General features: G+C 59.4%; 12 protein-coding genes. 7 read left to right on the forward strand and 5 right to left on the reverse strand.

Annotated elements, in window-relative coordinates; genetic code table 11:
• Positions 1-106: 106 nt before the first annotated feature.
• Positions 107-2539, forward strand: coding sequence for a TonB-dependent receptor (locus GHO32_RS05120; RefSeq protein ID WP_153333496.1), 2433 nt, complete (start codon positions 107-109; stop codon positions 2537-2539).
• 102 nt (positions 2540-2641) lie between these two features.
• Here the strand turns inward: GHO32_RS05120 and GHO32_RS05125 are convergent, their stop codons facing one another.
• Positions 2642-3517, reverse strand: coding sequence for a helix-turn-helix domain-containing protein (locus GHO32_RS05125; protein WP_048368473.1), 876 nt, complete (start codon positions 3515-3517; stop codon positions 2642-2644).
• A 134-nt stretch (positions 3518-3651) separates the two neighbouring features.
• Here GHO32_RS05125 and GHO32_RS05130 point away from each other — a divergent pair, with 134 nt between their 5' ends.
• Entirely contained in the window at positions 3652-4548 is an 897-nt protein-coding gene (locus GHO32_RS05130) for a DMT family transporter (RefSeq protein ID WP_153333494.1), read from the forward strand.
• A gap of 121 nt (positions 4549-4669) precedes the next feature.
• Here GHO32_RS05130 and GHO32_RS05135 read toward each other — a convergent pair whose 3' ends face one another.
• Both GHO32_RS05135 and GHO32_RS05140 read right to left on the reverse strand, forming a co-directional pair.
• The gene (locus GHO32_RS05135; RefSeq protein ID WP_153333492.1) at positions 4670-5659 is read right to left on the reverse strand and encodes a D-glycerate dehydrogenase; all 990 of its coding nucleotides are present in this window, start codon (positions 5657-5659) and stop codon (positions 4670-4672) included.
• 172 nt (positions 5660-5831) lie between these two features.
• On the reverse strand, positions 5832-6764 hold the full coding sequence (locus GHO32_RS05140) for a LysR family transcriptional regulator (protein WP_153330432.1): 933 nt from the start codon (positions 6762-6764) through the stop codon (positions 5832-5834).
• Between the two features lie 218 nt (positions 6765-6982).
• Between GHO32_RS05140 and GHO32_RS05145 the strand changes: the two genes are divergently transcribed.
• The 4 genes from GHO32_RS05145 to GHO32_RS05160 all read left to right on the forward strand — a co-directional run bounded on the left by GHO32_RS05145 (position 6983) and on the right by GHO32_RS05160 (position 11818).
• Complete coding sequence (locus GHO32_RS05145; protein ID WP_278939130.1) at positions 6983-8485, forward strand: efflux transporter outer membrane subunit; 1503 nt, start codon at positions 6983-6985, stop codon at positions 8483-8485.
• 85 nt (positions 8486-8570) lie between these two features.
• On the forward strand, positions 8571-10757 hold the full coding sequence (locus GHO32_RS05150; RefSeq protein WP_153333490.1) for an FUSC family protein: 2187 nt from the start codon (positions 8571-8573) through the stop codon (positions 10755-10757).
• Complete coding sequence (locus GHO32_RS05155; protein ID WP_048368258.1) at positions 10747-10947, forward strand: DUF1656 domain-containing protein; 201 nt, start codon at positions 10747-10749, stop codon at positions 10945-10947. Before GHO32_RS05150 ends, GHO32_RS05155 begins: the two co-directional genes overlap by 11 nt.
• Positions 10948-10957: 10 nt before the next feature.
• On the forward strand, positions 10958-11818 hold the full coding sequence (locus GHO32_RS05160) for an HlyD family secretion protein (RefSeq protein WP_048368256.1): 861 nt from the start codon (positions 10958-10960) through the stop codon (positions 11816-11818).
• A gap of 162 nt (positions 11819-11980) precedes the next feature.
• Here GHO32_RS05160 and GHO32_RS05165 read toward each other — a convergent pair whose 3' ends face one another.
• Both GHO32_RS05165 and GHO32_RS05170 read right to left on the reverse strand, forming a co-directional pair.
• Positions 11981-12379, reverse strand: coding sequence for a DUF4440 domain-containing protein (locus GHO32_RS05165; RefSeq protein WP_153333488.1), 399 nt, complete (start codon positions 12377-12379; stop codon positions 11981-11983).
• A gap of 13 nt (positions 12380-12392) precedes the next feature.
• Positions 12393-13616, reverse strand: coding sequence for an MFS transporter (locus GHO32_RS05170; RefSeq protein WP_153333486.1), 1224 nt, complete (start codon positions 13614-13616; stop codon positions 12393-12395).
• Between the two features lie 108 nt (positions 13617-13724).
• Here GHO32_RS05170 and GHO32_RS05175 point away from each other — a divergent pair, with 108 nt between their 5' ends.
• Positions 13725-14609, forward strand: coding sequence for a LysR family transcriptional regulator (locus GHO32_RS05175; protein ID WP_153333484.1), 885 nt, complete (start codon positions 13725-13727; stop codon positions 14607-14609).
• The last annotated feature ends 386 nt before the right edge of the window (positions 14610-14995 follow it).

The raw sequence follows: 14995 nt of genomic DNA on the forward strand, positions 1-14995 counted from the left end.
AAATTATTTTTCAACAACAGGTGAGGTAAACCCTGAGCCCATCCGTGTAGTGCTTGAAAATGCGAAAAATTCGTATTCCGTAACAAGTCATACACAGGTCATGAGCATGAAGTCCAGGGCAAGGTCGGCGGCAGGCGGTTCGGTAAAGCAGTGGATGGGCGCGTCTGCGCTGGTAATGGCAGGTCTGGCACTCAGCCCGTTGAGCGTGGCGTTGGCGCAAGACGTTGCGCAGCAGCAACCCGTGGCGCTGTTTGATTTCAATCTGCCGGCCAAGGCGTTGCCCCAGGCATTAAACGATTTCAGCCGCTTGACCGGCCTCAGTGTGGTTTACACCGATGAGGCGCCCTTTGGCCTGCAAGCACCGGCCATTAAAGGTCGCCTGAGTGCAGATCAGGCTTTGCAGCAATTGCTGGCGCATTCGGGCTTCAACGTTCGCCGCATTGACGCCACCACCTACGCCCTTGAGCCGCAGCCGACCGGTGATGCGCTGAATCTGGGGGCGACCAGCATTACCTCGCAGATGCAAAACGACACCACCTATCAGCCTCCCGCCACGTCATCGGTGATGCGCGGCACGGGTTCGTCCATGGAAACCCCGCAAACCATCAACGTGGTGCCCGCGCAGGTGATTCGCGATCAGGCGCCGCGCAACCTCGATGACGCCCTGAACAACATCAGCGGCATCACCCAGGGCAATACGCTGGGCAGCACCCAGGACTCGGTGATGAAGCGCGGTTTTGGTGACAACCGCGACGGCTCGATCATGCGCGACGGCATGCCCATCGTGCAGGGGCGGGCGCTCAATGCCACCGCTGAGCGGGTCGAGGTGCTCAAAGGCCCGGCTTCATTGCTCTACGGCATTCAAGACCCGGGTGGGGTGGTCAACGTGGTCAGCAAAAAACCGTTGCTGGAGCAGTACAACGCCGTGACCGTGCGCGGTTCGAGCTATGGCTCGGGTAAAAACGGCAGCGGTGGCAGCCTGGACAGCACGGGGCCTTTGGGTGATTCGGGGCTGGCTTACCGGATGATCGTCGACCACGAAGACGAAGATTACTGGCGCAACTTTGGCGTGCACCGCGAAACCCTCGTGGCGCCGTCGCTGGCCTGGTATGGCGACAACACTCAAGTGTTGCTGGCCTACGAGCACCGCGAATTCCTCTCGCCGTTTGACCGTGGCACGGCCATCAACCCAAAGACCAACCACCCGCTGGACATCCCGGCCACACGCCGTCTGGATGAGCCCTTCAACAACATGGAAGGGCGTTCGGACCTGTACCGTCTTGAAGTGGACCATGACCTTAATGACGACTGGAAAGCCCACTTTGGCTACAGCTGGAACCGCGAAACCTACGACGCCAGCCAAGTGCGCGTGACCAAGGTCAACTCGGACGGTACCTTGACCCGCAGCATGGACGGCACCAAGGGCGCCCTCACCACCGACCGCTTTTCTACAATCAGCCTGCAAGGCAAGGTTCAGGCGGCAGGGATGCAGCATGACCTGGTGTTTGGCCTGGATGACGAATACCGCAAAATCTACCGTGCTGAATTGATCCGTCAAAACAGCAAATCCACCTTCAGCTACCTCAATCCGGTATACGGCAATGAAGTGGCGGGCACCACGGTCAGCGCCAAGGACAGCAACCAGACCGACCTGCTGCGCAGCGATTCTTTATTTGCCCAAGACTCCATTCACCTCACCGATCAATGGATTTTGGTGGCCGGTGCGCGTTTCCAGAAGTACGACCAATTGGCGGGTAAAGCTATCCCGTTCAAAGCCAGTACGGATACCAACGGGGTTAAATGGATTCCGCGTGCCGGTCTGGTGTACCGCTACACCGATGAGTTGTCGTTCTACGGCAGCTACACCGAATCATTCAAGCCCAACTCCAGCATCGCCCCGCTGGATGGGGGTGTGGTACTCGACTCGGCCATTGCCCCTGAGCAATCAAAATCGTGGGAACTGGGCGCCAAGCTTGATATTCCAGGGCGCATTACCGGCACGGTGGCGCTGTACGACATTAAAAAACGCAACGTACTGGTGTCGACAACCGTGGGCGCAGACACCGTTTACTCCACGGCAGGCCAGGTTCGCTCACGCGGCCTGGAACTGGACGTCACCGGCCAGTTGAGTGACAACTGGAGCCTGATCGGCAGCTACGCCTACACCGACGCGGAAGTGACCAAAGACAACACCTACCAAGGCATGCGCTTGCAGAACGTGGCCAAAAACAGCGGCTCGGTGTCGGCAGTGTATGACTTCGGCAACATCATTGGCGGTGACAAACTGCGGGTCGGCGCGGGTGCCCGTTATGTGGGCGAACGGGCGGGCGATGCCCTGAACGACTTCGACCTGCCGTCGTACACCGTGGCCGATGCGTTCGCCACCTACGACACCCGTATCGAAGGGCAAAAGGTCAAATTCCAGTTCAACATCAAAAACCTGTTTGACCGCACCTACTACACCTCGGCGGCCAGCCGTACCTTCGTCTCGATCGGAGACTCGCGCCAGTTCACCCTGTCCAGCACCCTGGAGTTTTAAACCTGCAGGCTATGGCTTTGGGTGGGAGCGGGCTTGCTCGCGATGCAGACGACGCGGATATCCGGGCAGAGACCCAATCGCGAGCAAGCCCGCTCCCACAGGTTATGGGATGAAAGCCGCCCGGTACTCCCCCGGCGTGGCGCCCATGCTTTGCTTGAACCGATTGGTGAAATGGCTGGCGCTGGCAAAGCCGCAGGCCAGGGCGATGTCGCCCAGCGCCAGTGAGCTGTTGCGCAGTAACTCACGCGCGCGGGCCATGCGTCGGGCCAGCACGTACTGATGCGGCGGCACACCGAAGCTTTCGCGGAACATGCGCGCAAAGTGGTAGGGCGACAGCGCGCATTGCGCCGCCAGTTGCCCGATGCTGAGCGGCTCGGCCAATGAATGCTCAATGCTCTCAACCAAGTGGCGACGCTGATGGGCGGCCAGCCCGCCTTTGAGTTGCAGCCCGTCGCGCATGCCTACCTGATTGAGCAACGCATGGTCGAGCAGAGTGCTGGCCAGGCTGCTGGTCAGCAGGCGTTCGCCCGGCTCGCTCCAGTTCAGGTTGATCAATTGATGAAAGCGCAGGCTTTGTTGCTCGTCCTCCTGAAAGGTGATTTCGCGCAGTTGCAGGCTGCGCGGTTCGCGGTCGAGCAGGGTGATGCAACCCAGGGCGAATTGCTCCTGGCTGACATACACGTGCGCCAGGCGAATTTCGCCATTGATGATCCACGACGATTGATGTTCGGCGGGCAGCACGCAGAGCTTGCCCGGCGAGCCTTTGCTGCCCGGTTTTTCCCGACGAAAGGTGCCCGTGCCGCCCGAGATGTAGCACGACAACGTGTGATGCGTCGGCGCCTCGTAGCTGCGCGCGTCGTGATGGTTGCTCCACAACGCCGCCGCCATGCCGTCACCCAGTTCGGCGCTGTGCTCCAGCCGCGCATTGGGCGAGCTGCCCATGGCTTGAAAAACGTGCAGTGTGTGCAGTGTGTGCATGGTCAATTCTCCAACGCCTTGCATCCTACTCCGTCACGGGCCGCCTGCCAGCCCCGGGCAAATAAAAGCGCAAGAATCTGCAAGTGCCGCACTCCCCGGGGCCACACACTGCAAGCCATTGACGGGAGTGCGCCATGAATCTGTTTTTGTATGTGTTAACGGTTTTGATCTGGGGCACCACGTGGATCGCCCTCAAACTGCAATTGGGCGTTGTCGCCATTCCGGTGTCGATTGTTTATCGCTTTGGGCTGGCGGCGCTGGTGTTGTTTGCCGTGTTATTGCTCAGTCGCAAGCTGCAAGTGATGAACAAGCGCGGTCACTTGATCTGCCTGGCTCAGGGGTTGTGCCTGTTTTGCGTGAACTTCATGTGCTTTTTGACCGCCAGCCAGTGGGTGCCGACGGGGTTGATTGCAGTGGTGTTCTCCACGGCCACCCTGTGGAACGCCTTGAATGCGCGGGTCTTCTTCAAACAGAAAATCGCCCGTAACGTCATTGCCGGCGGAGCATTGGGTTTGCTCGGTCTGGCGCTGCTGTTCTGGCCTGAATTAAGCGGGCACACCGCGACACCACAAACCTTGCTGGGGTTGGGCCTGGCCCTGATCGGCACGATGTGTTTTTCGGCGGGCAACATGCTCTCCAGCCTGCAACAAAAAGCCGGGCTCAAACCGCTGACCACCAATGCCTGGGGCATGTTGTATGGCGCGGGCATGCTGGCGGTGTACTGCGCGTTTAACGGCATCCCGTTCGACATGGAATGGAACACGCGCTACATCGGCTCGTTGTTGTACCTGGTGATTCCGGGTTCGGTGATTGGCTTTACTGCGTACCTGACCCTGGTCGGGCGCATGGGCCCGGAGCGCGCGGCGTATTGCACGGTGTTGTTCCCGCTGGTGGCGCTGAACGTGTCGGCGTTTGTCGAAGGCTACCAGTGGACAGCCCCCGCGCTGGCCGGGCTGGTTCTGGTGATGCTGGGCAATGTGTTGGTGTTTCGCAAACCCAAGCCCGTGCCGATGACAGCCAAACTGGCCTGAAAATGTTGAATTACAGGGGCGGGCTTTTGCCTTTGAAGATCAAAAGCCCCTCACCCTAACCCTCTCCCGAAGGAGAGGGAACCGATTGGGGGATGCTGACGATTATCGGTGTCCTGCAGGGTTAGCCTTTGAATACCTGCGGGTTAACCAGATCTTGCGGGCGTTCGCCGAGCAAGGCGCTGCGCAGGTTGGCCAGCGCACGGTTGGCCATGGCTTCGCGGGTTTCCTCAGTGGCCGAGCCGATGTGCGGCAAGGTCACGGCGTTTTTCAGGGCAAACAACGGTGACTCGGCCAGCGGCTCTTTCTCGTACACGTCCAAACCTGCACCGCGGATGGTGTTGTTTTGCAGGGCGTGAACCAGCGCCGCTTCGTCCACCACCGGGCCACGCGAGATGTTCACCAGAATCGCGCTTTTCTTCATCAGCTTCAGTTCGCGCTCGCTGATCAAGTGTTTGGTTTTCTCGCTCAGTGGCACCACCAGGCAGACGAAGTCAGCCTCGGCCAGCAACTGATCCAGCGTGCGGAACTGTGCGCCCAACTCTTGCTCAAGTTCAGTCTTGCGGCTGTTGCCGCTGTACAGAATCGGCATGCCGAAACCCAGGCGGCCACGACGGGCAACGGCGGCCCCGATATTGCCCATGCCGACGATACCCAGGGTTTTGCCATGCACATCGGTGCCGAACAAGGCTGGCCCTACGCTGGCTTTCCATTCACCGGCCTTGGTCCAGGCGTCCAGCTCTGCCACGCGGCGCGCGGCGCTCATGATCAAGGCAAAACCCAGGTCGGCGGTGCTTTCGGTCAGCACGTCCGGGGTGTTGGTGAGCATCAGCCCGCGCTCGTTGAAGTAATCGACGTCGTAATTGTCGTAACCCACCGACACGCTGGACACCACTTCAAGGTTCTTGGCGTTTTCCAGCTGCTTGCGACCCAGCTTGCGACCAACGCCGATCAAGCCATGGGCGTAGGGCAAGGCTTCCTCAAACTGGGCATTGATATCGCCCAGCTTGGGATCAGGCACGATGACGTTGAAATCCTCTCGCAGGCGCTCAACCATTGCTGGCGTGACGCGGCTGAAGGCAAGTACGGTTTTCTTGGTATTAGAAAGACTCATCGGTACAAGGCTCGTCGGCTGTCGGGAATGTAAGCACGCTAACATTCCCGCCGAAATTGTGCAGCCCTGATTAGCTTTTGTGGGAGCGGGCTTGCTCGCGATAGGGGCGCTGAGCGTATCCAGAAAGACCGCATTGCTTGCATCGCGAGCAAGCCCGCTCCCACCGTTCGCCTTAGCTGTACGTCGCCAGTTCTACCTGATGCGCAGTCAGGATATCGGGCAGCGTGCCGCGCAGAAACTCAACCCAGGTTTTGATCTTCGCATCCAGGTATTGGCGCGACGGGTAGATGGCGTACAGGTTGAGCTCTTGCGAACGGTACTGCGGCAATATCCGCACCAGCGTGCCGTTGCGCAGGCCTTCGATGGCGGAGTACAGCGGCAATACGCCAACGCCCATGCCGCTGATGATCGCGTTGCGCATGGCATCGGCCGAGTTGACCAAAAACGGCGACGAATTGATCAACACCATTTCCTGGCCTTCCGGGCCTTCGAACACCCACTTGTCCAGGGCAATCACCGGGCTGACCAGGCGAAGGCAGGCGTGGTTGAGCAAATCGCTGGGTTTGAGCGCTTTGCCGTTGGCTTTCACGTAGTCAGGGGAGGCGCAGACAATGCTGTAGGTGATGCCCAGGCGCTGGGACACAAACCCCGAGTCCGGCAATTCGGTGGCCAGCACGATCGAAATGTCGTAGCCCTCGTTGAGCAAATCCGGCACGCGGTTGGCCAGGGTCAGGTCGAAGGTGACGTCCGGGTGAGTCTTGCGGTAGCGGGCAATGGCGTCGATCACGAAGTGATGGCCAATGCCGGTCATGGTGTGCACTTTCAGTTGCCCGGCCGGGCGCGAGTGCGCATCGCTGGCCTCGGCTTCAGCTTCTTCGACATACGCCAGAATTTGCTCGCAACGCAGCAAATAACGCTTGCCGGCTTCGGTCAGGGCAATGCGTCGCGTGGTGCGGTTGAGCAAGCGGGTTTGCAGGTGAGCCTCAAGGTTGGAGACCGCGCGCGAGACGTTAGCGGTGGTGGTGTCCAGCATGGCGGCCGCGGCGGTAAAGCTACCGGCTTCGGCCACACAACTGAAGGCGCGCATGTTTTGCAAAGTGTCCATGAAGTGCTCTCAGGGCGGTATAGGGGACAGCAACAAAGGAGACAGCGACAAATTGTGACATGAAGTTTCAGGATTTACTGAGCGGATCTCATGCGACTTACGGATTATTCTGTGAACGGTAATAAAGAATCACAGTTATGCCAGCTTATCGTTGCCCCTGCCAAGCCATAGACTTATCTATCTCGAAAAACCTCCCCTCATGTCAGGAATTTGCAGCAGTGCAGCGTCGCATCAGCAGAGAGCTTAAAGCCCTCAGTGTTCTGGCTTTATCGTTGGCATTAAATGGCTGTATCGGTTTCGGCGGCATTGCACCCAAGGGCGAAATGCTCAATGCCAATACCTTGGCCACTGACGAGGCGATTAAAAGCGCCGCGCAAGACGCAAACTGGCCTACAGCCCAATGGTGGCGCGCTTATGGCGACCCGCAATTGGACAGCTGGATCAGCCTGGCTGTACAGGGTAGCCCGACCATGGCAATCGCCGCCGCCCGTGTGCGGCAGGCCAAAGCCATGGCCGGTGTGGCCGAGTCTGCCGAGTCCCTGCAAGTCAATGGCACTGCGGCGCTCAAACGACATGGCTGGCCGTCGGACCAGTTCTATGGTCCCGGTGGTCTGGACAGCGCCAATACGTGGGACAACAACGCCCAATTAGGCTTCAGTTATGCGCTGGATTTGTGGGGCCGCGAGAGCAATACCACCGAGCAAGCGGTGGACATGGCCCACATGAGCGTGGCCGAGGCGCGTCAGGCGCAACTGGAGCTGCAGAACAATGTGATTCGCACCTACATCCAGTTGTCGCTGCACTACGCGCAACTGGACATTGTTGAATCGACCCTGCACCAGCAAGAGCAGATCCGCGACCTGGCGCAACGACGCCTGGACGGCGGCATCGGCACCCATTTTGAAGTCAGTCAGGCTGAGGCGCCGCTACCGGAAACCCATCGCCAGATCGACGCACTGGAAGAAGAAATCGCCCTGACGCGTAACCAACTGGCCGCGCTGGCCGGTAAAGGCCCGGGCGAGGGCGCACGCCTCAAACGCCCGACCCTGGCGTTGAACACGGTGCTCAAACTGCCATCGACGTTACCTGCGCAGTTGCTGGGCCAGCGCCCGGACGTGGTTGCCAGCCGTTGGGAAGTGGCCGCGCAAGCCCGTGGCATCGACGTTGCCCATGCCAATTTCTACCCGAACGTGGATTTGGTCGGCAGCCTTGGTTTTATGGCCACAGGCGGCACCGCGCTGGGTTTTTTGACGGCGCAAAAAATGAGCTACAACGTCGGCCCGGCGATCTCCTTGCCGATCTTTGATGGCGGCCGCTTGCGTTCAGAGTTGGGCGCGGCATCGGGCGGTTATGACCTGGCGGTGGCCCGGTACAACCAGACCCTGGTCAACGCGCTCAAAGGCATCTCTGACCAATTGATCAAGCGCGAGTCCATGGACAAGCAGCAAGTGTTCGCGGCCGAGTCGGTGGCAGCGGCGCAGAAAACCTATGACATCGCCATGATCGCCTACCAGCGCGGCCTCACCGACTACCTCAATGTGCTCAACGCGCAGACGCTGCTGTTCCATCAGCAAGAAGTCCAGCAGCAAGTCGAGGCGGCGCGCTTGAGTGCTCACGCAGAATTGGTGACGGCATTGGGCGGCGGCCTCGAAGCGGGCAGCGACGTCCCCAAAGACGACCGTTATGCGCCGAACAAACCCAAGTTGACGCTACCTCTGTAGGAGCGAGCTTGCTCGCGATCTTTTGACGTTGAAATTCGCGAGCAAGCTCGCTCCTACAGGTTAAATGCGATTTCTGGAGATGTAGATGAACCACTTGCCCGCCCCGGTACGCTGGCTGTATTCGCTGGAATGGCGCCGAGGCTTTTTTGACTGGGCACGCAGCGATGGCGTGACCTGGGTGCATATCTTCAAAGTGTTGGTAGCCGCATTTCTGACCCTGTGGTTGGCCATGCGTCTGGAGTTGCCACAACCGCGCACCGCGATGATCACCGTGTTTATCGTGATGCAGCCGCAAAGCGGCCAAGTGTTCGCCAAAAGCTTTTACCGGTTTTTAGGCACCCTGACCGGGTCGGCAGTGATGGTGGCGCTGATCGCGTTGTTTGCGCAAAACACCGTGCTGTTTCTCGGTTCGCTGGCGATTTGGGTGGGTATCTGCTCGGCCGGTGCGGCGCGTTGCCGTAACTTCCGCGCCTATGGCTTCGTCCTGGCCGGTTACACCGCCGCGATGGTGGGGCTGCCCGCCCTGGCGCACCCGGACGGTGCGTTTATGGCCGCCGTGTGGCGGGTGCTGGAAATCTCGCTGGGCATTTTGTGCTCAACCGTGGTCAGCGCCGCGATCCTGCCGAAAACCGCCGGGGCGGCGATGCATGACGCGCTGTACAAGCGCTTTGGTGTGTTTGCCGGGTTTGTCGCTGAAGGCCTGCGCGGCCAGTCGACCCAAGAAGCTTATGAAGCCAGCAACGTGCGTTTTATCGGCGAGAGCGTGGGCCTGGAAGGCATGCGCAGCGTGACGGTCTTCGAAGACCCGCACATGCGTCGGCGCAGCGGCCGTTTGAGCCGCCTCAACAGCGAATTCATGGCCGTGACCACGCGCTTCAACGCCTTGCATCAACTGCTGGCGCGGTTGCGCTCGCGGGGCGTGGGCTCGGTGATTTCGGTGGTCGAGCCCGAGATGGAATTGCTCGCGCAGTTGCTGGAGGCCTATTCGGGCCGCTCCCTGACCGACAAAGACGCCGTGGTGCTGGCCGAGCAATTGGCCGAGTTCAAGACTCGCTTGCCGGCCCAGGTCCGCGCACTGCGGGTGAGCTTTCTGGAAAACCAGCCCAGCGACACCGAGTTTCTCGATTTCAACACCGCCTTCGAACTGCTGTTTCGCTTTGTCGATGATTTGCACAACTACGCGCTGACCCATGCGTCGCTGGCCGACCACACCCACGAACGCGAGCGTTGGGACCAACCCTTTATCTCGCAAACCAACTGGTGGTCGGCGGCCGCTTCCGGGATCCGCGCGGCCTTTATCCTGGTGGTACTGGGCACTTACTGGGTGCTGACGGCCTGGCCGAGCGGGGCGATGATGACCCTGATTGCCGCCGCCACGGTCGGCTTGTCAGCGGCCACGCCCAACCCCAAACGCATGGCCTTTCAAATGGCCTGCGGGACCTTTATCGGCGCGATAGTGGGCTTTGTCGAGATGTTCTTTGTGCTGCCGCACATCGACGGCTTCCCGCTGCTGTGCCTGGTCTTGACCCCGGTGATTGTGTTCGGCTCGTTCCTCACCTCGCGGGCCAACTACGTGGGCGTCGGGCTTGGCTTGCTGATCTTTTTCAGCACCGGTTCGGTCCCTGACAACCTGACGATCTACAACCCGTACCAGTTCATCAACGACTACATCGCCATGGTCATGGGCATGCTGGTGTGCGCGGCGGCCGGGGCAATCATTCTGCCGCCCAACAGCCACTGGTTGTGGAGCCGTCTGGAACAAGACCTGCGTGAACAAGTGGTGTATGCCATCAGCGCCAAGTTGCGCGGTTTGAGCTCCAGCCTCGAAAGCCGTACCCGCGACCTGATGCACCAGGCGTATGGCCTGGCAGCCGGTCAGCCCAAAGTGCAACGCGAACTGCTGCGCTGGATGTTTGTGGTGCTGGAAGTGGGCCACGCGATTATCGAACTGCGTAAAGAACAGGCGATTTTGCCGATTCACCCGGCGTATGCCGAATCGCAGCCCTGGCGCCAAGCCATCCGCGTGATGGGCCGTTCGCTGGTGCGTTTGTTTATTGCCCCCAGCGAAAACAACCTTGAGCGCGCGCTGATTGCGGTCGATCACGCCATCAGCCGGGTGCAGGCCGCCGACGAACCCTTCGCACGCAATTTCGACACCTCGGCGCTGGTCCGGGTGCAAAGCTACCTGCACTTTATTCGTACCTCCCTGCTCGACCCGCAATCGCCGCTGGCTCATTTTGCCCAGCCGCAAGGACTTGAACATGCCTCGTGAAATCGCCTTCCACGGCGTCTACATGCCCACCATGACCCTGATGTTTTTTATCGCGGCGGGGTTGGCATGGGGCTTTGACCGACTGTTTTCCGGCTACGACCTGTACCGCTTCTTCTGGCACCCGGCGCTGCTGCGCCTGAGCCTGTTCATTTGTCTTTTTGGCGCCATGGCGCTCACTGTTTACCGTTGAGACTGATCCGATGAAAAAGTTCTTCAGCCTGCTTGCCACCTTGCTGGTTCTGGCCCTTGCGATATGGATCGGCCGCACCCTCTGGGAGCATTACATGAACACCCCGTGGACCCGCGACGGGCGGGTCCGCGCCGACATCATCAACGTTGCCGCAGACGTCAACGGCTACGTGGTCAACGTGCCGGTCAAAGACAACCAGTTGGTGAAAAAGGGCGATGTGCTGCTGGAAATCGACCCGGAGCACTACGAAATTGCCGTCAAACAAGCCGAGTCGCTGGTGGCTTCACGCAAGGCCACCTGGGAGATGCGCAAACAGAACGCCCGTCGCCGGGCCGACATGGACAACCTGGTGATCTCCCGCGAAAACCGTGACGACGCCGGTAACATTGCCGATTCAGCCCTGGCTGATTACCAGCACGCACAGGCGCAACTGGACGCGGCCAAGCTCAACCTTAAACGCACCAAAGTCGTGGCCACCGTTGATGGCTACGTGACCAACCTCAACGTGCACCCGGGTGACTACGCACGGGTCGGCGATCCGAAAATGGCCGTGATCGATAAAGATTCGTTCTGGGTCTACGGCTTCTTCGAAGAAACCAAACTGCCGCACATTCGCGTTGGCGACACCGCAGAACTGCAAATGATGAGCGGCGAAGTGTTGAAAGGCCACGTAGAAAGCATCTCGCGCGGTATCTACGACCGCGACAACCCCGAGAGCCGCGAACTGGTGGCAGACGTCAACCCGACCTTCAACTGGGTGCGTCTGGCCCAGCGTGTGCCAGTGCGCATCCACATCGACGAAATCCCGGACGGTTTCTTGCTGGCGGCGGGCACCACCTGCACCGTGATTGTTGATCAAACGGATAAATAACCTGAACAACTGTGGGAGCGGGCTTGCTCGCGATTGGATCAACAAGGTTGTACGGGTAGACCGTGTTGACGGCATCGCGAGCAAGCCCGCTCCCACATGTCTCTACTTGACTCCGGACGGCGGTCCTGCGGCCCGCATCGCAGCCTCGTCCCTCGTCAGCGGCTACAGGTTTGCGGCGAACGTCTCATGCAAATGACGCCACAGCACCTTGCCACTGGCGTCGCGCTCAAACACCACGGTGGCCCGGCGGTCGGTGCGGGTGCCGTTGTGTTCTTCTTGCAGCTCCCGGTAGCTGACCACCGCGCCTTCTGCGTGCAAGGCGATGCCCTGGAATTCGCTGAGGGTGATTTTTAACCCCGGGCGGGCCCCGCGCAGTTGCTCAAACAGCGCTTCGACACCGTTTGCATCCAGCACTTTGCCGGTCGGGGTGATCATCGAAAACTGTGCTGAGAAGCGGGCGAGCAGCACCGGCAACACGCCCGGTCCCAGGCCGGAAAACCAGCCTTCAATCTCAACGTGGGTTTCGGTTACAAGGTCGAAGTAGCTTGAATAATCAGTCATCACGGTTTCCAGGTCAGGGCGCCAGCAAGGCCAGCACGTGGGGTGTATTGAGGCGTAACACGGGGATAAGCGGCGCCAGGGTTAATACGCAACCGATGGCAAAGCATAGGGCAAAGGCGTGGGGCGTCGAGGTGATTGTGCTCAAGGCGGCGAACAACGCCATCATCAGCGCCGGGCCAAGCAAAAAACTCAACTGACGGTTGATATTCCACAGCGCGCTGGCGTGCCCCATGCGTTCGGGCCTGATGTCGATAAACGCGGTGTTTTGCGCGGTGCTGCTGCACAGGCTGCCGCCAAACCCCATCAGTGCGTACAGGGGTATCGCCAGCCACAGCTGTGAACTGTCCACTTGAATCAACAAACCAATGCCCAGCGCTTGGGCACCCATGCCCAGCAGCATTAAGGGTTTGGGCCCCAGTTGGTTGAATTGATAACGGCTCAACATAATGCCCAGTGCTGAAGCCAGCGCCCACGGCAGCATCAAGGCGCCGGTCTGCGCAGGGCTCAAGCCCAACTGGTGCAAATACAAAATACTCACCAGTTGGGTGCCGATAAAAATCCCCGCCACACACAGGTACATCAGCATGGCGACGCGCAACAGCGGGCTTTTCAGCAAGCCGCCCATGCTGCGGGCGCCGGTTGCCAGGCCGTTGAGGTTGAGTGCCGGGAACTCGGTGGGGCGGGGTTCGGCTTTGATCCATACACCCGCCAGCACCAGGGCCAGCAGTGCCAGCGGCAGGTTGGCGTAGAACACTCCGCGCCATGACCCGTACTCCACCACCCAACCCCCCAGTGCCGGTGACAGCGCCGGTACCAGCAGCGCGACCATCAGAATCACCGACGTCAGGCGCGCCCGCTCACGCACCGGAAAATGTCGGTAGACCATGGCCTGACCGACCGGGATCAACAACCCGCCGCCCAGGCCCTGGAGCAAGCGCCAGCCGATCAGTGCCTCGATTGAACCGGCTTGAGCGACACACCACGACGCGACACTGAACACCAGCAGCGAGGCGAGGATCAGGCGTTTCTCGCCAAACACCGAGGCCAGCCACACGCTGGGCAAAATGATCAACGTGAGGCCGAGCATGTAGGCATTGCCGATCCAGGCCAGTTGATTGACCGAGGCGTGCAGCATCTGGCCTATCTGCGGGTAGGCAATCGATGCGGCGAACATGTTGACCAGGTCCAGGGCAAAGCCGAGCACATAGATCAGCGCGAGTTTGTTGCGATAAGCCATGTGGGGCTCCTTGAAAGAGCCTGCACAGTAAGTCGCTTTTTCCTTTAGAGAAACGGCCTGCGCCCTGCTAGATTGTCAAAAATATTTTGACAGTCAGCGGGTTTAAACATGGTCAGCCTCGATCGATTCGACACCTTCAAAGCCGTGGTCGAAGCTGGCTCATTGACCGCAGCCGCTGATTTGCTGGGCCAGACCCGGGCCGTGGTCAGCTTCAACATCAAACGTCTGGAGGCTGAACTCGGGGTGACGTTGCTCATCCGCAACACCCGGCGGCTGGCGCTGACCGTGGCGGGCGAACGTTTCTATGTGCGCTGCCTGAGCATGCTCGAAGAAGCGCGGCTGGCGATTGACGAGGCGCGCAGTGAGCACACCGAACTCAAGGGCACGCTGCGCATCACCACCACAGTGGAGTACGCGTTGGCCAAAGTGGTGCCTGCGCTGGAGCTGTTTCGCGCCCGGCACCCGGAACTGAACGTGCATCTATCCACCTCTTCGACCCATGCAGACCTGATCTCAGAGCGTTTTGACGTCGCCCTGCGGCTGGGCCGCGTGTTCGATTCCAGCCACCGCGCCGTGCAGTTACGCACCTTTGAAATTCTGCCGGTGGCCTCGCCGGGCTTTGTTGCCAGTCTGGAGCCGATCAACTGCGTCCAGGCCCTTGAGCAAGCTCCCTGGCTGGAACATGGGCGGGTCGGTGAGTTGAGCATTACCGAGTTGAGCAGCGGCAGCGTTCGACCTTATCAACCCAACCCGGCGAATGCGCGGATCAAAGCCGACAATTCATCGGTGCTGCAGGCGTTTGCCTTGACCGGGCAAGGCGTGGCGATTTTGCCGGACTGGCTGATCGAAGATGATTTGCAGGCCGGCAGGCTGGTGCATCTGCTGCCCGGCTGGCAACTCACGCGCCAGGGCATCTATGCGCTGTACCCCGACACCCGTCATCTGCCCCTGAAAGTTCGCGTGTTTATTGATTTTATGAAGACTCACGGATAATGCGGCCTATTCATACTAAAGTTATAACTCCATTGTTTTTATTTTTTTTATAAAAAAATAAATAAGTCTGAATAACGCATTGAGTGTGTGTCCCGTTATAACCCTGTGTGCGTTTTATTATCATGCTGTGTGCGTTGATGTGACAGGAGTTGTCACTGGCGGGTGTTTTAATGTGCGTTAAGTGTGCGTGCACTTATCGGGTGCAAAAGGGGGAATTAGCCTGTTTTGAAATTGTCGGCTGTATGGCTAGTATTGTCCCTGCATTGCCAGAGCTGTATCGGCATAGAACTTGGAAGTCGTCCACCTGACGGTTTTAGTCATTACGCGTTGTCTGGGTGTGTTCACCATGGTTAACGAATGGATTCGTAGAGCGTATGTCCAGCTGT

The sequence above is a fragment of the Pseudomonas sp. FSL R10-2189 genome (assembly GCF_009600325.1).
Classification (GTDB): domain Bacteria; phylum Pseudomonadota; class Gammaproteobacteria; order Pseudomonadales; family Pseudomonadaceae; genus Aquipseudomonas; species Aquipseudomonas helleri.

Excerpts from the sequence above, each read along its gene's own strand:
- GHO32_RS05120 (WP_153333496.1), top strand. The coding sequence starts at position 107 with ATGAAGTCCAGGGCAAGGTCGGCGGCAGGCGGTTCGGTAAAGCAGTGG.
- GHO32_RS05125 (WP_048368473.1), bottom strand. The coding sequence starts at position 3,517 with ATGCACACACTGCACACACTGCACGTTTTTCAAGCCATGGGCAGCTCG.
- GHO32_RS05130 (WP_153333494.1), top strand. The coding sequence starts at position 3,652 with ATGAATCTGTTTTTGTATGTGTTAACGGTTTTGATCTGGGGCACCACG.
- GHO32_RS05135 (WP_153333492.1), bottom strand. The coding sequence starts at position 5,659 with ATGAGTCTTTCTAATACCAAGAAAACCGTACTTGCCTTCAGCCGCGTC.
- GHO32_RS05140 (WP_153330432.1), bottom strand. The coding sequence starts at position 6,764 with ATGGACACTTTGCAAAACATGCGCGCCTTCAGTTGTGTGGCCGAAGCC.
- GHO32_RS05150 (WP_153333490.1), top strand. The coding sequence starts at position 8,571 with ATGAACCACTTGCCCGCCCCGGTACGCTGGCTGTATTCGCTGGAATGG.
- GHO32_RS05155 (WP_048368258.1), top strand. The coding sequence starts at position 10,747 with ATGCCTCGTGAAATCGCCTTCCACGGCGTCTACATGCCCACCATGACC.
- GHO32_RS05160 (WP_048368256.1), top strand. The coding sequence starts at position 10,958 with ATGAAAAAGTTCTTCAGCCTGCTTGCCACCTTGCTGGTTCTGGCCCTT.
- GHO32_RS05165 (WP_153333488.1), bottom strand. The coding sequence starts at position 12,379 with ATGACTGATTATTCAAGCTACTTCGACCTTGTAACCGAAACCCACGTT.
- GHO32_RS05170 (WP_153333486.1), bottom strand. The coding sequence starts at position 13,616 with ATGGCTTATCGCAACAAACTCGCGCTGATCTATGTGCTCGGCTTTGCC.
- GHO32_RS05175 (WP_153333484.1), top strand. The coding sequence starts at position 13,725 with ATGGTCAGCCTCGATCGATTCGACACCTTCAAAGCCGTGGTCGAAGCT.